General features: G+C 59.1%; 15 protein-coding genes. 9 read left to right on the top strand and 6 right to left on the bottom strand.

The window, feature by feature from the left end; all coding sequences use genetic code 11:
- Position 1: 1 nt before the first annotated feature.
- Complete coding sequence (gene yghU / locus AC2FF8_RS05605) at positions 2-880, bottom strand: glutathione-dependent disulfide-bond oxidoreductase (RefSeq protein WP_496879138.1); 879 nt, start codon at positions 878-880, stop codon at positions 2-4.
- Positions 881-1,114: 234 nt separating this feature from the next.
- Here yghU and AC2FF8_RS05600 point away from each other — a divergent pair, with 234 nt between their 5' ends.
- Positions 1,115-1,633 carry a YHS domain-containing (seleno)protein gene (locus tag AC2FF8_RS05600; RefSeq protein WP_170346106.1) on the top strand — a complete coding sequence of 173 codons (519 nt, stop codon included), beginning with the start codon at positions 1,115-1,117 and terminating at the stop codon, positions 1,631-1,633.
- A 49-nt stretch (positions 1,634-1,682) separates the two neighbouring features.
- On the opposite strand, the gene AC2FF8_RS05595 is transcribed toward AC2FF8_RS05600, so the two are convergent.
- Both AC2FF8_RS05595 and metF read right to left on the bottom strand, forming a co-directional pair.
- Entirely contained in the window at positions 1,683-2,348 is a 666-nt protein-coding gene (locus tag AC2FF8_RS05595) for a J domain-containing protein (RefSeq protein ID WP_425078808.1), read from the bottom strand.
- Between the two features lie 230 nt (positions 2,349-2,578).
- Positions 2,579-3,445 carry a methylenetetrahydrofolate reductase [NAD(P)H] gene (gene metF, locus AC2FF8_RS05590; RefSeq protein WP_257599246.1) on the bottom strand — a complete coding sequence of 289 codons (867 nt, stop codon included), beginning with the start codon at positions 3,443-3,445 and terminating at the stop codon, positions 2,579-2,581.
- Between the two features lie 94 nt (positions 3,446-3,539).
- Here metF and AC2FF8_RS05585 point away from each other — a divergent pair, with 94 nt between their 5' ends.
- Positions 3,540-4,445 carry a LysR family transcriptional regulator gene (locus tag AC2FF8_RS05585; RefSeq protein ID WP_496879137.1) on the top strand — a complete coding sequence of 302 codons (906 nt, stop codon included), beginning with the start codon at positions 3,540-3,542 and terminating at the stop codon, positions 4,443-4,445.
- Positions 4,446-4,543: 98 nt separating this feature from the next.
- Positions 4,544-5,329: an inositol monophosphatase family protein gene (locus AC2FF8_RS05580; protein ID WP_170346110.1), complete on the top strand. Its 786-nt coding sequence runs from the start codon at positions 4,544-4,546 to the stop codon at positions 5,327-5,329.
- Positions 5,330-5,346: 17 nt separating this feature from the next.
- Here the strand turns inward: AC2FF8_RS05580 and AC2FF8_RS05575 are convergent, their stop codons facing one another.
- Both AC2FF8_RS05575 and putA read right to left on the bottom strand, forming a co-directional pair.
- Positions 5,347-6,090: a rhomboid family intramembrane serine protease gene (locus AC2FF8_RS05575; protein ID WP_170346111.1), complete on the bottom strand. Its 744-nt coding sequence runs from the start codon at positions 6,088-6,090 to the stop codon at positions 5,347-5,349.
- Positions 6,091-6,132: 42 nt separating this feature from the next.
- Positions 6,133-9,531, bottom strand: coding sequence for a bifunctional proline dehydrogenase/L-glutamate gamma-semialdehyde dehydrogenase PutA (gene putA / locus AC2FF8_RS05570; RefSeq protein ID WP_496879136.1), 3,399 nt, complete (start codon positions 9,529-9,531; stop codon positions 6,133-6,135).
- A 108-nt stretch (positions 9,532-9,639) separates the two neighbouring features.
- Between putA and AC2FF8_RS05565 the strand changes: the two genes are divergently transcribed.
- Together AC2FF8_RS05565 and AC2FF8_RS05560 are read left to right on the top strand one after the other, a co-directional pair.
- A complete protein-coding gene (locus tag AC2FF8_RS05565; RefSeq protein ID WP_170346113.1) occupies positions 9,640-10,122 on the top strand; it encodes an Lrp/AsnC family transcriptional regulator in 483 nt (160 codons plus the stop codon).
- A gap of 33 nt (positions 10,123-10,155) precedes the next feature.
- Positions 10,156-10,719, top strand: a complete 564-nt coding sequence (locus tag AC2FF8_RS05560) for a tetratricopeptide repeat protein (protein WP_496871552.1) — start codon at positions 10,156-10,158, stop codon at positions 10,717-10,719.
- 113 nt (positions 10,720-10,832) lie between these two features.
- Here AC2FF8_RS05560 and AC2FF8_RS05555 read toward each other — a convergent pair whose 3' ends face one another.
- Positions 10,833-11,606, bottom strand: coding sequence for a FadR/GntR family transcriptional regulator (locus AC2FF8_RS05555; protein ID WP_170346115.1), 774 nt, complete (start codon positions 11,604-11,606; stop codon positions 10,833-10,835).
- 335 nt (positions 11,607-11,941) lie between these two features.
- Between AC2FF8_RS05555 and AC2FF8_RS05550 the strand changes: the two genes are divergently transcribed.
- The 4 genes from AC2FF8_RS05550 (at position 11,942) to dld (ending at position 18,037) form a co-directional block, all read left to right on the top strand.
- Complete coding sequence (locus AC2FF8_RS05550) at positions 11,942-12,991, top strand: TRAP transporter substrate-binding protein (protein WP_170346116.1); 1,050 nt, start codon at positions 11,942-11,944, stop codon at positions 12,989-12,991.
- 120 nt (positions 12,992-13,111) lie between these two features.
- Positions 13,112-15,175: a TRAP transporter large permease subunit gene (locus AC2FF8_RS05545; protein WP_496879135.1), complete on the top strand. Its 2,064-nt coding sequence runs from the start codon at positions 13,112-13,114 to the stop codon at positions 15,173-15,175.
- Positions 15,176-15,188: 13 nt separating this feature from the next.
- Positions 15,189-16,340 (top strand): alpha-hydroxy acid oxidase, encoded by a 1,152-nt coding sequence (locus AC2FF8_RS05540; RefSeq protein WP_496879134.1) that lies wholly within the window; start codon positions 15,189-15,191, stop codon positions 16,338-16,340.
- A gap of 17 nt (positions 16,341-16,357) precedes the next feature.
- On the top strand, positions 16,358-18,037 hold the full coding sequence (gene dld, locus AC2FF8_RS05535; protein WP_496879133.1) for a D-lactate dehydrogenase: 1,680 nt from the start codon (positions 16,358-16,360) through the stop codon (positions 18,035-18,037).
- The last annotated feature ends 215 nt before the right edge of the window (positions 18,038-18,252 follow it).

The raw sequence follows: 18,252 nt of genomic DNA, 5'->3' as shown, positions 1-18,252 counted from the left end.
TTTATTCCGCTGCCGCTTCCAACTTGTCCTGCGTGCGGGTTTCGAAGTCGGTGGCGTCGTGGCGTTCGTGAAGCTGCGTGTGCGGCTCGCCAAAGGTGCGGTTGACCATGCGGCCGCGCTGAACCGCAGGGCGCGCGTCGATCGCCTTGGCCCATCGCATGACGTTCTTGTAGGACTTCACGTCCAGGAACTCTGCCGCGCTGTAAAGGCGGCCCAGAACCAACTGACCATACCAGGGCCAAATCGCCATGTCGGCGATCGAATAGTTTTCGCCCGCGATGAAGGTTTTTTCCGCCAGTTCACGATCCAGAACATCCAGTTGGCGCTTGGTCTCCATGGCGAAACGGTTGATCGGGTATTCCCATTTCTCGGGTGCATAGGCGTAGAAATGCCCGAACCCACCGCCCAGATACGGCGCGCTGCCCATCTGCCAGAACACCCAGTTCATCACCTCGGTCCGCTCGGGGCCGGAAGCCGGCAGAAACGCGCCGAACTTTTCGGCCAGATGGAACAGGATCGAGGCGCTTTCAAAAACCCGAACAGGTTTGTCGCCCGACCGATCCCAAAGCGCGGGGATTTTCGAGTTCGGGTTGACCTCGACAAAGCCCGAGCTGAATTGATCGCCTTCTCCGATGTTGATCAGCCAGGCGTTGTATTCAGCGCCTTCATGACCAAGTGCCAGCAGCTCTTCCAGCATCACCGTGACCTTCACGCCATTGGGTGTCGCGAGCGAGTACAGCTGAAGAGGATGCTGTCCGACCGGCAGGTCCTTGTCATGGGTCGCTCCGGCGATCGGCCGGTTGATGTTGGCGAATTGTCCGCCACTTTTACTGTCCCAGGTCCAGACCGCTGGAGGGGTATACGAGGATTGGTCGCTCATCACTTGCCTTTCTTGCCTATGTCAGGGCTGCCATACAGCTAATATTGCAAACCGCCGAGTCCAACCCCACCCAACTGGCGCATTCTGTAACAATCCGCCGCCAAACTCTCACGTTTTCTCGTGCCGGGTCACAGCGGCGTTAGGGGGACTACGCACCGCACGGGAATCGCATATTGTCCATTCAGACCTGCCCAAGGCATCACGGATTTAGTTGACCCGAAAAGGATGGACGACATGAAACGCTTTGCATTGACACTCGCTGCGGCCATAGCGCTGGCGGTTCCGGCTTTTGCCGGCCCTCAATATATTGACGGCACAGGTTTTGCTGTTTCGGGTTACGATGTCGTTGCCTATCGCAGCCTGGATCAGGTGCCGGTGGGCCAGCCGCAGCCCGAGGGTGTGCGCGGAAATGCCAACATCACCGCCGAGTACAACGGTGCGACCTGGGCTTTTGCGACCGAGGAAAACCGCGACAAATTCCTGGAAAACCCGGCATACTACGCGCCGCAATATGATGGGCACTGCGCCTATGGCGTGTCGCGCGGTGGCAAGGTTCCGGCAAACCCGAACCTGTGGCGGATCGTGGATGACAAGCTGTATCTCAACATCACCGATGTGGTTGTCGGATTTTTCGAGGAAGACATTCCCGGCAATATCAATCTTGCCGAAGGAAACTGGCCCGGTATCGAACCAAGCGACGCCTCGACCAACGTGATTCCGAAATTCACGTCAGAAGGCCCGGTTTCGAACTGATCCGGCGCCACAAGATCAATGCCCGGCTGGCTCAGCCGGGCTCAGGCCCTTACCCCGCAAGCCAGAACTGATCCCGAATATCCTGATCAGCGTCAAACCTGATCCGCACACTCTTGGCCCCCGGAAACTTCCGTTCGCGGATCGTATCGGGGATGATGACTTCTCCGGCACCGGTATCTTTTGACTGAAAGCTCAGAATTTCAGCCTCGGTGTGGCGTGCGCTGGTCAGGACGGTCGTCGGCAAGGCCACGCGATTTGCCCCATGATGCACGGGCGTGGTGACAAAATAGGTCAGATGCCGCCCGTAACACCCGACCGCGTCAGGAACGTGATCCGAGACGCATGCATCAGATGTGTCCTGAACATCCGCTTCATCGTGCATTTTCGGCAACCTCTGGTCGGGATTCAGCATCGCCTTGCAGGCAGCGATATCTTCCAGCGGAAGTTCGATGATGCGCTTTTTCAAACGGGGTCGGCGCGGTTGCGGAGGGCCGGAACTGGCACCACCTTTTGTAACCAACCCTTCCTTGCGCAGATAATCATAGGCCGCCTTGGCGCGCGAAAAACCGGAACTGTCCCCATCCTTGTGATCGGGATGTGAATGGAAGGCGATCTGCCTCCAGGCGTCCCTGATCTCTTGGGAACCGGCGCAGGGGCTTAACCCCAGATCCGCCAACGCATCCGCGCGCGCCCGCACTTTATCGACAGGTTCCATACTCAAAACACTCATTACAAACTACACTTTTCCAGTGTCGCCAGCGTCATGGTTTTGTCAAATTTCAGGGATGATTTGCGGGGCTGGTGACAACAATCGCGGTGTTGAGATTCAATTGTCCCTCAAAGGCACCGTTTTAGGGGTGGTGCTGGTAAACAGTACACATCTTCCGAAACGACAAACGCCCGGGTGTAAACGTAACCCGTGCGAATCATTGGATTTTTTGCAAATCAGGCGACGTTTTCCAGTTCAACGCGTGGTGTAATGCCCAGTGCAAAGCAGACATCGCGCGTCAGTTCGGGACGGTTGAGCGTATAGAAATGCAGCTTGTCCACGCCGCCTTCGATCAGGTCCGAACACAGTTCAGTGCAGATCGCCGTGGCCAACAGATCCTCGCGCTCGTCGCGCACCGCTTTTTCAAAGGCCTGTTCGACCCAAACCGGAATATGCGTGCCACAGCGCTTGGCGAAATTGCGGGCACCCGACCAGTTCTCGATCGGCAGGATGCCCGGAACGATCGGTTTGTCGATACCGGCCTTGGCGCAAGCATCGCGGAACCGGAAAAAGGTCTCGGCTTCGAAGAAGAACTGTGTCAGCGCTTCGTCTGCGCCTGCGTCCAGCTTGGCCTTCAACCAGTCCACATCCGCAGCCATGTCTGCGGCCTCGGGGTGGGTGTCAGGATAGGCCCCGACACGGATGCTGAACATTTCGGTTTCGGCCAGTGCCTCGATCAGTTCGACAGAACTGGAAAACCCGTCGGGGTGCGGTACAAACTTGTCCTGACCCTTTGGCGGATCGCCGCGCAGGGCGACGATGTCCTGCACGCCGGCGCGTGCAAAGGCGTCTGCGATCTCCAGCGTTTCCTGCCGCGAAGCATCGACGCAGGTCAGATGAGCGGCCACGTTCAGGCCCGATGACTTGTGCAGGGTTGAAACCGCGTCGCGTGTCAGTTCACGGGTCGTGCCGCCAGCGCCGTAGGTGACGGAAACAAAGCGGGGATCCAAAGGGGCCAATGTCTGGACCGTGTCCCAAAGGCGGAAAGAGGCTTCCAGAGTTTTGGGCGGAAAGAACTCGAAGGAAATTTCAGGGTTGGACATTGTGGCCTCACTGGATCAACTGAGCCCCTTGTGCCATGGCGAGCATTGTGAAACAAACTCATATTACTCAACAACAACATGAATACTGTTTGAAATGCATATTGAATTCCGGCACCTGCGCACCATCAAGGCGATCCATGAATGCGGCGGGCTGGCCCGTGCTGCGGATCAGCTGAATATCACCCAGTCCGCATTAAGTCATCAAATCAAAGGGTTGGAAGATCAGGCGGGGGTTGAACTGTTTCTGCGCCGCTCAAAGCCAATGAAACTGTCAGCCGCCGGATTCCGCCTGTTGCGGCTGGCCGAACAAATCCTTCCTCAGGTCGAGGCCGCGCAGAGCGAGTTTTCATCGCTGCGGGACGGGCGAACGGGGCGGATGCATATAGCCATCGAATGCCATGCCTGTTTCGAATGGCTGTTTCCTGTTCTTGAAGCCTTCAGGAAATCCTGGGGCGATGTGGATGTCGATATCCGCCCCGGCCTAGCCTTCGACGCGCTTCCGGCCTTGCAGAAGGAAGAGGTCGATCTGGTGGTCTCGTCCGATCCCGAAGACCTTCCGGGTGTCGAGTTTGTCGAACTTTTCGACTATAACGCGGTGTTTGTGGCCGCTTCGACCCATCCCCTGGCCAAGAAAGACTATATCGAGGCCGAGGATTTTCGCGGCCAGACCCTGATCACCTATCCGGTGGAACGCACGCGTCTGGATGTGTTCAGCCAGTTGTTGATCCCGGCGCGGGTTGAACCTGCCACGATCCGGCAGGTGGAACTGACTGCCGTCATTCTGCTGCTGGTCGCATCGAACCGGGGCATTTCAGTGCTGCCGGATTGGGTCGTGCGCGAGGTCAAATACAACTCGGACTACGTCACCCGACCGCTGACGAAAGAGGGCATTACACGGCGTCTCTATGCCGCGGTCCGGTCGGAAGATCTGGAGAAACCCTTTGTGCAAGAACTGGTGAAACTGGCCCGGGAAGAAGCGCGAAAGCTGCAATCCCAGTAACGGCGTTTCCGGCGGGTCTGTTATGCGCATCATTCCTCTTGGCAAGGGCGCGTTGCGGCAGTATACGCGCGGTTTGACCGGACAGGAGCCTTTTGACAATGGTTGGCAGCGCAAATCTCAACATCATGATCAAGGCCGCGCGCAAGGCGGGGCGTTCTTTGGTCAAGGATTTCCGTGAAGTCGAAAATCTGCAGGTGTCGATGAAAGGCGCCGGTGATTTCGTCTCGAAGGCTGACATCGCCGCCGAAGCCATCCTGAAAGAAGAGCTTCTGGGCGCACGGCCGACCTATGGCTGGCTGGCCGAAGAGGGCGGTGTCATTGACGGCGAAGACCCAACCCGCCGCTGGATCGTCGATCCACTGGACGGCACCACCAATTTCCTGCACGGCCTGCCGCATTGGGCGATTTCCATAGCGTTGGAACACAAGGGCAAGATCGTTGCCGGCGTGATTTATGACGCCGCCAAGGACGAGATGTTCTTTGCGGAAAAGGGTGAGGGCGCCTGGATGAACGACATGCGTATTCGCGTGTCGGGCCGTCATCGCATGATTGAATCGGTCTTCGCGACCGGTCTGCCTTTTGGTGGCCGTTCGGACCTGCCAGCAACCCTTCAGGATCTGGCGCGCCTGATGCCCGCCTGCGCCGGTGTCCGTCGTTGGGGTGCTGCCGCGCTCGACATGGCATATGTGGCCGCCGGCCGGTACGAGGGCTTTTGGGAACGCCGCCTGAATGCGTGGGATCTGGCCGCTGGCGTGATCATCGTCAAAGAGGCCGGCGGTTTCGTGCAGGCGCTGAACCCTGAAGGCAACGTGCTGGAAGATGGTGAAGTGATCTGTTCTAACGAACCGATCTTCGATCAGTTCGCCAAGGTGATCCGGGGCTAGGCGCCCGTTTACCGGCCTTAACGGCGCGGAACGCGCGGAATGCGGGATTGCGACAGCTTGTACTTCGCCTCCGGGTGGGGCGGGTGCCCATGGGTGCGGTTCCAGAACTGAATTCCTCCGCGTCTCAGCCACAGCGGTATGCACAGGATCAGGCCAACGGCAAACCCCCCGGTATGGGCCCAATAGGCGATGCCGCCTTCGTCCGGGTTGCTCGTGACGCTGCCAAAGAACTGTATCGCCAGCCAGACGCCCAGCATGATGAAGGCGGGAATGGTAAAGACCCTGAAATAGACGACCAGGATCAGCAGGACATCTACCCGTGCTTTCGGGAACAGCAGCAGATACCCGCCCATAACGCCAGCAATCGCGCCCGAGGCCCCAACCGTGGGGACTTGGGACTCGGGCCCGGTGATGATGTGAATCAGGCCCGCGCCAATTCCGGCTGCCAGATAGAACAGCAGGAAAGGCAGATGGCCCATCTCGTCTTCCAGATTGTCACCGAAGATCCACAGAAACAGCATGTTCCCGGCCAGATGCATCCACCCCCCGTGCAGGAACATGGATGTCACGAGGGTTTCCAGCCCGAACCCGTCGCTGACCCGTGCCGGAATTATGGCGTAGTCGAAAAACAGCCTGCCGATCCGCGGCCCGTCACCCAAAATCCCCACATAGCTGAGGAAAATCAGGATATTGGCCGCCAGCAAGGCATAGACAACATAAGGTGTGCGCCCCGAAGGGTTATGGTCACGGATCGGAAACATGATGTGACGCTGGGCTTTTGTGTGCCCAGCGTCAAGGCAAGCTTATGCCGCACCTCCCAACAACGCGGCGTTTCCGCCTGCTGCGGTCGTATCGACACAGACATGACGTTCACCCAGAACACGCGCGCGGTCGGGATTGCCGGGGATCAGCGGTAGGATCGGACCGTCGCGGCGGGCCAGATGCTGTTCGATTTGACGGCCGGTTTCGTCGTCTCCCCACCAAATCACGCCTGAGATGCCGGTCAGGTTCTCCAGCCGGTGCAGGTCAAGCATTCCGGTCGTCTGAATGGCGGTGCCACCCAACGCAGATACAGCATCGGCCTGCGCACGCGCTGCGGCCTCTCCGGGCCCCATGCACAGAAGGGGCGGACGCGGATACTCGCTCAGGCGGTTCGATTCACCGGTCGGGCCGGGCAGGGATCGGGTTGTGACCGGCGCAGGTTGACCTTGTGCGGCAGGCAGATCAGCCACGGCGCCCCAGGTATCCGCCGTGCTTTGACGGTCGGGTGCGCAGAACCGGATCATGTAGTTTGGCCCGCCCGCCTTGGGGCCGGTGCCTGACAATCCTTCGCCCCCGAAGGGCTGAGACCCGACGATTGCGCCGATCTGGTTGCGGTTCACATAGATGTTGCCCGCATGGATAGCCTCGGTCACATGCTGCACGCGGTCGTCGATGCGGGTGTGCAGTCCGAAGGTCAGGCCGTATCCGGTGGCATTGATATCGTCGATGATTTTGTCGATCTCTTGCGACTTGAATCGGGCGACGTGCAGCACTGGGCCGAACACCTCGCGTTCCAGCGCGGCGATGCCGGGGATCTCGATCAGTGTCGGTGCAACAAAGATGCCATCGGGCGGCAACGGAAGTTCTTTCAGAACCCGTCCTTCGTTGCGCGCCTTGGTCACATGTTCGGCGATGCTCCGACGGGCCTGCTCGTCGATCACCGGTCCGCAATCCGTCGACACAAGCCAAGGGTCGCCGACCGACAGCGCATCCATCGCCCCTTTGAGCATGGCCAGAACGTCGTCGGCGATGTCTTCCTGCAAATACAGGCAGCGCAGGGCGGAACAGCGCTGGCCCGCCGACTGAAAGGCGCTTTCGATGATCGATTCCACGGCCTGTTCGGGCAGGGCCGTGCTGTCGACGATCATTGCGTTCAGACCGCCGGTTTCCGCGATCAGAGGCGTGCCGGGACGCATGGATCCGGCCATCGCCGCACGGATTTTCAGCGCGGTGGCCGTAGACCCGGTGAAGGCCACACCCGAGACACGCGGATCCGATGTCAGCGCCGCGCCCACGGCAGGCCCACCCGGCAACAGTTGCAGCACGTCGCGTGGCACCCCTGCCTCGTGCATAAGCTGAATGGCACGATGTGCGATCAGGGGCGTCTGGGGCGCAGGCTTGGCCAGAACCGCGTTTCCGGTGGCCAGTGCAGCAGAGATCTGCCCAGAGAAAATCGCCAGCGGGAAGTTCCACGGGCTGATACAGGTGAAAATCCCCGCGGGTTCGGCTTCGGGGATGTTGGCTGCATAATAGCGCAGGAAATCCACCGCCTCGCGCAGTTCGGCCACCGCATCGGGCAGCGACTTCCCGGCCTCACGCGCCAGCAGCGCGAACAACTCGCCATAATGCGCTTCATAAAGATCGGCTGCGGCATTGAGGACACGGGCGCGTTCGGCAGCGGGGGCGTCCCAGGGGTTGGCCGAAGCCAATGCCATCTCCACGTCCGCGGCACTCGCTGCGGCCACCGCGCCGGGTTTGTCCTGAGGTTGCGCCGGGTTGATCACTGGCTCGTCCGCTTCAGGCTTGGCCTCGCCGGCCAGCAAGGGTTGCGCATACCAGTGATGGGCGCGGAACTGATCCCGTGCCGCATCAATCTTATCCAGCGTTGGAGTGTGATGCAGGTCAAAACCCTTGGAGTTCGGTCTTTCAGGCTGGAACAGGTCCGGCCCGGTCGGCAGTGCGGGCGGAGGAGTCCGGAGCGCAACAAACGGATCGGCTGCGACCTCTTCCGGCGGCACATCTTCGTCCACAATCTGGTTGACGAAGGATGAGTTTGCGCCGTTCTCCAGCAAGCGTCGAACCAGATAAGCCAGCAAGTCGCGATGCGCCCCGACCGGTGCATAGACGCGGCACCGGGTGTTCTGCTTGTCCATCACGATCTGATGCAGGGTCTCGCCCATGCCGTGCAGGCGCTGGAACTCGAACGGTTGATCTTCGGCCATGTGAAGGATGGCGCTGACCGTGTGGGCGTTGTGCGTGGCAAATTGCGGGTAGATCCGGTCGGTCATGCCCAGCAGTTTGCGTGCATTGGCGATATAGGAGACGTCGGTCGCGGCCTTGTGCGTGAAGACCGGAAAGCCATCCACCCCTTCGACCTGCGCGCGTTTGATCTCGGTATCCCAATAGGCACCTTTGACCAATCGCACCATAATCTGGCGATCATGACGTTCGGCCATGCCATACAGCGTATCCAGTACCAGACCTGCACGCGGGCCATAGGCCTGAACCACGATGCCAAACCCGTGCCATCCGGCAAGGGCCGGGTCGGACATCACCGCCTCGATCACCTGCAACGACAACGACAGACGATCCGCCTCTTCTGCATCGACGTTCAGGCCCATTCCGGCCGCCTTGGCCAGCAGGGCCAGCGCCCGCAGCCGCGGCACCAGCTCGTCCATCACACGCTGTTCCTGTGCCAGCTCATAACGGGGATGCAGGGCGGACAGTTTTACCGAAATGCCCGGGTTGGCGCGGATATCGTCATGGGTGCAGGCCTCGGCAATGGCCGAGATGGCGCGGGAATAGGACAGGTGATAGCGCGCCGCGTCCGCTTCGGTCCGGGCCGCTTCGCCCAGCATGTCGTAGGAATAGGTATAGCCTTTTTCCTCCATCCCGCGCGCACGCTCCATGGCGGACTGAATGGTTTCCCCCAGAACGAACTGTCGCCCCATCTCTTTCATCGCGCGCGCGACGGCCGTGCGGATCACCGGCTCGCCCAGCCGCTTGATTGCACCGCGCAGCGCCCCGACCGGAGACGCCTTGCCTTCGTCCAGTACCTTTCCCGTCAGCATCAGCGCCCAGGTCGAGGCGTTCACCAGCGAGGAAGAGGATTGCCCCAGATGCTTGCCCCAATCGGATGGTGCGATCTTGTCTTCGATCAGCGCATCGATTGTGTCGGCATCCGGCACGCGCAACAACGCCTCGGCCAGACACATCAGGGCGATACCTTCGTCGGTGGACAGGCCATATTCGGCCAGAAACACCTCCATCAACCCCGGAGAAGTGCTGGACCGGATGTCGCGCACAAGCTGCGCAGCGGCGGTGCCGATGGCGCTGCGATCCGTGTCTGTCAGGTTCGCCTGAGAGATCAGTGTATCAAGAACTGCCGACTGATCGGCGTAGGTTGAGCTATCGATGAGGGTGCGCAGGCTGTGTGACATATGTCCTCCGGTCTTTTTGATAATATAATGCGGAAAATTCAGGACAACGGCCCGAATATTGGCTATTGGAAGTCCTGTGTTCTGAAGATTCGGCAAAAGACAGCGCAAATGAGCTTTCCTGATCTGGATCGGTTCGACCGGTCGATTCTAAAAATTCTGGCCGAGGATGGTCGTATCTCGGTGGCTGATCTTGCGCGCGAGATCGGGCTGTCGAAATCTCCGACGCAAGCGCGGCTCAAACGGCTTGAGGCAAGCGGAGTAATCCAGGGGTATCGGGCGATGCTGGATCCGATCCGGTTGGGCCTGGATCACGTCGCGTTTGTCGAGGTGCGTTTGACCGATACCCGCGAAAAGGCTCTGGCCGAGTTCAACGCAGCCGTCCGCAAAACCGCCGAGGTCGAGCAGGCGCATATGATCGCGTCCAATTTTGACTATCTTCTGAAAGTGCGCACCGCCACCATGTCGGAATACCGCCGTGTATTGGCCGAGAAGATCTCGTCTCTGCCGCATGTCGCCAATACCTCAACTTTTGTTGCGATGGAGGCCGTGAAGGAAACCGGTATGCTGGGCGGTTTTGAACATCAGTCTTGACCCGGCAGAATTTTGGCCCACCCTTGTTGCGTGATGCGAACCTGTGCTGCAACGTTTTTCCTGATCGCGTTTTCATGCTCGGCCATGGCCGAGACATGCCCCACGGCTCCGGATCATTCCGAAGGGGTGAATGCGCTGATCAAGCAGGTCCAAAAGGCGGAATCGCAAAGCGACGCCCGGGTCATCTCGAATCAAATGTGGGAACTCTGGACGGACGCGCCGGATGCCCGGTCGCAGACTCTGCTGGACCGGGGAATGGCGCGACGAGAGGCGTGGGACTTGTCGGGCGCGTTGGACGATTTCAACCAGCTTGTCGAATATTGCCCGGATTACGCCGAAGGCTACAATCAGCGGGCTTTCGTAAACTACCTGAGGCAGGATTTTGAAGCGGCGCTGCGCGATCTGAATGTCACGATCGAAATGTCGCCCAACCACATCGGCGCGCTCAGCGGACGCGCGTTGTCTTTACTGGGTTTGAAACGTCTTGAAGACGCGCGCACAGCATTGTCCGAAGCGCTGGAACTCAACCCGTGGCTGTCCGAGCGGGCGTTGTTGGAACCCGGCGGCCTTCTGGAACCGCCCGGAGAGGATATCTGACAGCCGGCTCGGGTAAGTTTTGAAACCGGTCGAAAACCGCCAAACAGGAGAGTTTCACGATCACCACGGGGACTGGGCCCCGCAATCAGAAGGGCAAATGGGTGACAAAGCCGTCAGCGCGACAGTATCCGGCGCTTTTCGGCCATGGCTTCGCGTCGCCGCTGTTCAATCCCGAGTTTGAAGGACTCTTCGACAAAGTCGATGTGATCCGTTGCCGCTTTTTCGGCCCGCTCCTCATCACCTTCGATCACAGCGCGGCCGAGTTCGAGATGTTGCTGCAACAGCTTTTCGCCGGTCCCATCGATCGTGCGCAGGAAGTCGCGATTGTAGAAAACGCCCTTGCGGGTGAGTTCGTAGATCGACGCCATCATGTGGATCAGGGTCGCGTTCTGGCTGGCATCAACAATCGCTGAATGCAGCGCAAAGTCCGCCTCTTGCGAAGCCTTGGCGTCCTGCTCCTGCCAGGCGCGCTCGTTTTCATCAAGGATCTCTGAAATCCGTTCCTTGTCTGCCTTGGTTGCACGACGGGCGGCAAGCCGGGCCGCGAAACCTTCCTGTTCGCGGCGATACTCCAGATAGTCGAAAAAAGCCGGCTCATGGCGTTCGTACAAAGCAAGAAGCGCGGGCATCATGGCTTGTCCGGTCAGGGCCGCGACGAATGTCCCTTCACCGTGTTGCGTTGTGACCAGCCCGCGTTCTTCCAGCACCTGAAGGGCCTCGCGCAGCTTTGGTCGCGACACGCGCAGCATCTCGGCCAAATCGCGCTCGGACGGCAGTTTCCGGCCCTGTTTCAGGATGCCCGACGCGATCAGGTCCTCGATTTGTGAAACCACCGCATCAGCCAGCGATTCGTGTCCGACCGGTTCAAAAATCGCCGTGGTGTTCATGAGATGCTGCCCCGTGTGATGCTAAAATAACCAGAATAACTGGTAAATAAAGATAACCATATCCGTTCTAAATTCAAGCGCGGGGATGTTCTTTCCGGACGTGGATTACATGTTTGTTTGCGAAGGGTTTTTTAGGAAAGTATAGGATTTTCATGTGGTCGCATCAGGGTTTTTCCGGGTTTGTCGGATGCAGGTTTCCCATTTCCGCTCATTGCCAGAGGTAAATAAAGTTATTGACTGGTTTAATCTGGTAAAGTTAGTTTACCACCGGAGCGGCGCTGGAAGAGCCTGCGCCACTGATCGGAGAAAACCCGACCAACCCTGGAGGAGATTTCATGAAGAAGACCCTGACGAGCCTGGCCGTGGCCGCCAGCCTGCTGGCGGCACCCGCGGTTGCGGCGGACAAGCTGCTGCTGAAAACACCGATTGCCTTTTCGACCGAACTGCCGGGCCTGGGTTCGCCTATTCCACGTGTGGCTGATCAGCTGGAACTGATGTCCGGCGGCACGCTGAAGATGAAGGTGTACGAGCCGGGAAAACTGGTTCCGCCCTTCGAAATTCTGGACGCCGTGTCCACCGGCAAGATCAACTCGGGCTACACTACGGCTGGTTACTGGGCCGGGAAAATCCCGGCTGCGCCGTTGTTCTCGGCTGTGCCGTTCGGCCCCGAGGCGGGCGAATACATGGCTTGGCTGTATTATGGCAACGGCATGACCCTGTATCAGGAGATGTATGATCAGGCCGGTTTCAACGTCAAAGTTCTGCCTTGCGCCATCATCGCGCCGGAAACCTCGGGCTGGTTCGCCTCCGAGATCAACTCGCCCGAAGACCTGAACGGGCTGAAGATGCGTTTCTTCGGTCTGGGCGGCAAGGTGATGCAGAAACTGGGTGTGGCAACCTCGCTGCTGCCAGGTGGTGAGATCTTCCCCGCATTGGAAAAAGGTGCGATTGACGCGACCGAGTTTTCGATGCCTGCGATCGACGCGCGCCTGGGCTTCCACAAGCTGGTCAAATTCAACTATTTCCCCGGCTGGCATCAGCAGGCGACCGTATTTGAACTGCTGATCAACAAGGACGTCTGGAACGAAGCCAGCGATCAGCACAAGGCAATCATCGAAAACGCCTGCAAGGCTTCGATGGCAGACAGCTTTGCCGAAGGCGAAGCCATCCAGCACGCGGCCTTGATCGACAACGTTGAAAACAACGGCGTTACCATCAAGCAGTGGTCGCCCGAGATGCTGGATACCTTCCGCGCAACCTGGGAAGAGGTTGCCGCTGAAGAGGCCGCCAATGATGCCTTCTTTGCACAGGTTCTGGCCGACATGAACGAATTCCGTGACGGCTATAACCTCTGGAAGACAAACGCCTTCCTCCCACGTCAGTAATCTCTCCCTCACTGACGTTGCCGGGGCGGCCCGATCCGCCGCTCCGGCCCCTGCTTTTCGATCTTCGGACTTTCTAACCTTTCACTACCCGTATTCCGGGTTGCTGAGCGAGGAATGACCATGACCACCCAAAACAACCCCAACGATCCGGTCGAAGCCTATGAAGGCATCCTGGAACACCCCGAATCCGACCGCCAGAAAATCGCCGTCGCGATCGACGCCGGGGTCAAGGCTGTGGGTCATGTCGTCATGTGGGCCAATGTCCTGCTGATGGGCGCGATCTTCGCACAGGTCTCGTTGCGTTACCTGTTCAGCCAGAACTACCCGAAACTGGATGAGATCCAGTGGCATTTTTATGGAATCGTCACGATGATCGGCATCTCGTATGCCTTGATCACCGACAGCCATGTGCGGGTGGATGTCCTGCATATGCAGCTTTCGCGCCGCGCGCAGCGGATCATCGAGGTGATCGGCATCCTGACCCTGCTGACCCCGTTCATCTATCTGATGGTCGATCAGGGCTATGACTATTTCTACGAAAGCTTCCGCGTCAACGAACGCTCGGACAGCCCCACGGGCCTGCCTGCGCGTTGGGCCTTCAAGGCTGTCATTCCGATCAGCTTTGTCCTGCTGGCGCTGGCCGCGTTGGCACGGTTGATCCATGACGGGCACGCGTTGATGTACGGACCGGCCTCGGAGCGCGAGGGCGCACCGCTGCGCCGTATCCTGCTGGTGCTCGCGGTCTTTGCTGCCGTCTGTGTGGGCCTGACCTTCCTGGTCGAAACGACCGAGGAAAAGCTGGTCATCGCGATGTTCCTGACCTTCATCGCGCTGCTGTTTACTGGCTACCCGGTGGCTTGGGTTCTGGCCGGTGTCGGTGTCGCCTATTGCGGTCTGGCCTATCTGTTCGACAACGATCTGATGCTGTGGACAGGTCTGGAAAGCACATTTACCGGGCTTGATTACCTGACCCTTGGGGCGGTGGTGAACCGGGTCTACGCGACCATGTCCAACGCGGTTCTGGTTGCCCTGCCGATGTTCATCTTCATGGGTCTGATGCTGGACGAATCCGGTGTGGCCGAGCGTCTGATGTCCTCGATGCAGCGCCTGTTCGGAACGGTGCGCGGAGGTCTGGCCATCACCGTGACCCTGATCGGGATCATTCTGGCGGCCTCGACCGGCATCATCGGTGCCTCGGTTGTTCTGCTGGGCGTGCTGTCGTTGCCGTCGATGATGCAGCAGAAATACCAGCCGACGCTGGCGGCGGGCGTGGTTTCGGCTTCGGGGACGCTGGGCATTCTGATCCCGCCCTCGATCATGCTGGTGATCATGGCCGACCAGATGGCCCTGTCTGTCGGTGACCTGTTCATGGCTGCCGTTTTCCCGGGCGTGATCATAGGCGCCCTGTACCTGACCTACATCTTCATCCTCGCGCTGGTGAAACGCGACGCGGCCCCCGTGCCCGAAGGCGCGAAAGCCCCCGATTGGGCCGCCGTCAAGGACGTTCTTATCGCCGTCATCCCGACGCTGATGCTGATCCTTGCGGTACTGGGTTCGATCTTCGCCGGTCTGACCACGCCGACCGAGGCCTCGGGCATCGGCGCGCTGGGTGCCACCTTGCTGGCTTTGGGCTATCGCAAGCTGACCTTCCAGAAGCTCTGGAACGTGCTGGTTTCGACCTTCAACACCACCGCCTACATCTTTGCGATCTTCCTCGGCGCGACCGTGTTCTCTTATGTCCTGCGGGAACTGGGTGGGGACGAGCTGATCGAACATGTGGTGCAATCCACCGGTTTTGGAGCGAACGGCACCATCCTTTTCATCCTGTTCATCGTTTTCCTGCTGGGATTTGTGCTGGACTGGATCGAGATCACGTTGATCGTGCTGCCCCTGATGCGCCCCATCGTGAACGGTCTGGGCATCGACATCCCCGGCTTCGGCGTTCTTGATGAACCGGCACTGGTTTGGTTCGTGATCCTTGTCGCTGTGACACTGCAAACCAGCTTTCTGACGCCGCCCGTTGGCTTTGCCTTGTTCTATCTCAAAGGCGTTTGCCCGCCAGAGATCAAGCTGACCCACATCTACAAGGGCATCATCCCATTTGTCCTGCTGCAATTGACCGGATTGGCGCTGGTCTTCCTGTGGCCGACCCTCGCCACCTGGTTGCCCTCGGTCGCCTACTAAGGAGCTTATCGCCATGCGTCTGAGCCAATGTCATAATTTCCACGACTTCCGGCGGCTGGCCAAGCAGCGGCTGCCGGGGCCGATCTTCAATTACATCGACGGCGGCGCGGATGATGAGGTGACGTATCGGGAAAACACCAAGGCGTTCGACCGATGCGATCTGTTGCCTTCGGTCCTGCGCGGGGTTTCGGACGTGGACATGTCCGTCACGGTGATGGGGCAGAAACTGGACATGCCGGTCTATTGCTCGCCCACCGCGTTGCAGCGCCTGTTCCACCATCAGGGTGAACGCGCCGTCGCGGCAGCGGCAGAGAAATACGGTACCATGTTCGGAGTTTCCTCTCTGGGAACCGTCTCGCTGGAGGAACTGCGCCAGAAACACAAGAACCCGCAGGTCTATCAATTCTACTTCCACAAGGATCGCGGATTGAATGCCGCGATGATGCAGCGCGCCAAAGAGGCGGGTGTCGAGGTCATGATGCTGACCGTCGACAGCATCACCGGTGGCAACCGCGAGCGTGACCTGCGCACGGGGTTCTCAATCCCGTTCCGGTTGACGCTGGGCGGCATGATCCAATTTGCGATCAAGCCGACGTGGGGCATCAACTATGTCACCCATGAAAAGTTCCGGCTGCCTCAGCTGGAAGAACATGTGGATATGGGCGGTGGGGCCAGCTCGATCGGCGGGTATTTCACCGATATGCTCGATCCGTCGATGAACTGGGATGACGTGGAGCAGATGGTGCGCGACTGGGATGGTCAGTTCTGCCTGAAGGGGATCATGACCGTCGGTGACGCGAAACGCGCGGCAGAGATCGGGTGTACCGGCATCATTCTGTCGAACCACGGTGGCCGCCAACTGGATGGCTCGCGCACACCGTTTGACCAACTGGCCGAGATTGTCGATGCCGTTGGCGACAAGCTGGACGTGATGATGGACAGCGGCATTCAGCGTGGCACCCATGTGCTCAAGGCGCTTTCGATCGGGGCCAAAGCCGTGGGTGTCGGGCGGCACTACCTTTATCCTTTGGCTGCCGCAGGGCAGGCGGGTGTCGAACGGGCCCTTGGGTTGATGCGTGCCGAGATCGAGCGCGACATGAAACTGATGGGTGTCACCAGTGTTGGCCAGCTCAGCCGCGAGAATATTCGTTTCCGCAATCCCTAACCCAAACAGGGGCCGATATGACCAATGACGCGTTGATCAAACATTTCCGCTCCATCGTCGGTGCGCGTCACGTGCTGGTCGGAGCGCGCGCGACAGAGCGTTTTCGGCGCGGTTTCCGCTCGGGCGAGGGCGAGGCGCTGTGCGTCGTTCAGCCGGGGACCCTGCTGGAGCAATGGAAAATCCTGCAAGCCTGCGTCGCAGCCGACAAGATCGTCATCATGCAGGCGGCCAATACTGGCCTGACCGAAGGGTCTACGCCGTCCGGCACCTATGACCGTGACGTGGTTCTGATCAACACGCGCCGAATGGATACTCTGGTGCCCTTGAACGACGCAGAGCAGGTCGTCAGCTTTCCGGGCGCCACGCTTTTTGCGCTGGAAAAACTGTTGGCCCCTTTTGGACGCGAGCCGCATTCGGTGATCGGTTCGTCCTGCATCGGCGCGTCGATCGTGGGTGGGGTATGCAACAATTCCGGCGGTTCTCTGGTAGAGCGCGGTCCGGTTTACACGGAACTTTCCGTCTATGCGCAAGTCACCGAACAGGGTGAATTGGAACTGGTCAACCACCTCGGCATCGATCTGGGCAACACGCCGGAAGAGATCCTTGCCAACCTCGATGCAGGGAAATTTGAACGCAATCCCGGGGCAACCAACAAACGCGCATCGGCCAGCGACTACGCACAGATCGTGCGGGACGTGAATGCGGAAACGCCTGCGCGGTTCAATGCGGACAAGGCCAGGCTTTTCGAATCTTCGGGCTCGGCCGGGAAGCTGGCCGTTTTTGCCGTACGCCTTGACACCTTTCCCAAGAACGAAGTCGAAAAGGTGTTCTATGTGGGCACCAACAATCCCGACGATCTGGCAGACCTGCGGCGCTACATTTTGTCAGAGTTCAAATCGCTGCCGGTTTCGGCCGAATACATGCAGCGCGAAGCGTTCGACATTGCAGCACGCTATGGCAAGGACACGGTCGTGATGATCGACAAGCTTGGCACGGACCGTCTGCCGATGTTCTTTGCGATGAAAGGCGCCGTGGATGCCCGCCTGCGGCGCATTCCGTTTTTGCGAAATTTCACTGATCGTTTCATGCAGGCAGCAATAGCTTTGTGGCCACGTGTCCTGCCTAAACGGATGATGGATTTTCGCGACAAGTACGAGCATCACCTTATCCTGAAAATGAAGGATGAAGGTGTGTCCGAGGCCGCCGAGTGGCTGCCGCGATTTCTGAGGGACCGCGATGGCGGATTTTTCGAATGTGATCCGCGCGAGGCCAAGATTGCAGGCCTCCATCGTTTTGCGGCGGCTGGCGCGGCGGTGCGTTACATGGCGATCCATTCGGACGACGTCGCAGACATCATCGCACTGGACGTCGCACTGCGCCGCAACGATCAGGACTGGCTGGAGAAGCTGCCGCCTGAGATCGAAGACCAGTTGGTTCACAAACTCTATTACGGGCACTTCATGTGCCACGTGATGCATCAGGATTACATAGTCAAAAAAGGGGCCGACCCAAAAGCGCTCAAGGCCGCAATGTTGAAACTGTTTGACGAACGCGGCGCGGAATACCCTGCTGAACATAACGTGGGGCACCTTTACGAGGCCAAGCCCGACCTGGCGGCACATTACAAATGCTGTGACCCGACCAACTCGTTCAATCCGGGTATCGGCAAAATGTCCAAGGCTAAGAATTATCAATAACCGGTTTTCCGGCGCGGCGGGGTGCTGTGAAAACGGCCGACAGATACGTCGGGTTCTGATGAGAAGGGTGTTGGTACCCGACTGCCTGATTTCCTGAGCGCACCCCCGCAAGCATCTGCCGCGCAGAAGGCTGCCAAAACCGAATGGGCGTCGCTTGTCAGCCGTAGGGAAGATTCGGACAGCGCAGTCGGAATCGGCAAGGAATTCCGCGTTGA

The organism is Ruegeria sp. YTSA144 (assembly GCF_059610125.1).
Note: the sequence above shows the minus strand (reverse complement) of the source record. Positions and strands in the feature narration are given on the sequence as shown.

Bases quoted from the DNA above. Each gene is read 5' to 3' on its own strand.
- AC2FF8_RS05580 (WP_170346110.1), top strand. From the start codon at position 4,544: ATGGTTGGCAGCGCAAATCTCAACATCATGATCAAGGCCGCGCGCAAG.
- AC2FF8_RS05545 (WP_496879135.1), top strand. From the start codon at position 13,112: ATGACCACCCAAAACAACCCCAACGATCCGGTCGAAGCCTATGAAGGC.
- AC2FF8_RS05540 (WP_496879134.1), top strand. From the start codon at position 15,189: ATGCGTCTGAGCCAATGTCATAATTTCCACGACTTCCGGCGGCTGGCC.
- AC2FF8_RS05565 (WP_170346113.1), top strand. From the start codon at position 9,640: ATGAGCTTTCCTGATCTGGATCGGTTCGACCGGTCGATTCTAAAAATT.
- putA (WP_496879136.1), bottom strand. From the start codon at position 9,531: ATGTCACACAGCCTGCGCACCCTCATCGATAGCTCAACCTACGCCGAT.
- metF (WP_257599246.1), bottom strand. From the start codon at position 3,445: ATGTCCAACCCTGAAATTTCCTTCGAGTTCTTTCCGCCCAAAACTCTG.
- AC2FF8_RS05595 (WP_425078808.1), bottom strand. From the start codon at position 2,348: ATGGAACCTGTCGATAAAGTGCGGGCGCGCGCGGATGCGTTGGCGGAT.
- AC2FF8_RS05575 (WP_170346111.1), bottom strand. From the start codon at position 6,090: ATGTTTCCGATCCGTGACCATAACCCTTCGGGGCGCACACCTTATGTT.
- yghU (WP_496879138.1), bottom strand. From the start codon at position 880: ATGAGCGACCAATCCTCGTATACCCCTCCAGCGGTCTGGACCTGGGAC.
- AC2FF8_RS05600 (WP_170346106.1), top strand. From the start codon at position 1,115: ATGAAACGCTTTGCATTGACACTCGCTGCGGCCATAGCGCTGGCGGTT.
- AC2FF8_RS05550 (WP_170346116.1), top strand. From the start codon at position 11,942: ATGAAGAAGACCCTGACGAGCCTGGCCGTGGCCGCCAGCCTGCTGGCG.
- AC2FF8_RS05585 (WP_496879137.1), top strand. From the start codon at position 3,540: ATGCATATTGAATTCCGGCACCTGCGCACCATCAAGGCGATCCATGAA.
- dld (WP_496879133.1), top strand. From the start codon at position 16,358: ATGACCAATGACGCGTTGATCAAACATTTCCGCTCCATCGTCGGTGCG.
- AC2FF8_RS05555 (WP_170346115.1), bottom strand. From the start codon at position 11,606: ATGAACACCACGGCGATTTTTGAACCGGTCGGACACGAATCGCTGGCT.
- AC2FF8_RS05560 (WP_496871552.1), top strand. From the start codon at position 10,156: ATGCGAACCTGTGCTGCAACGTTTTTCCTGATCGCGTTTTCATGCTCG.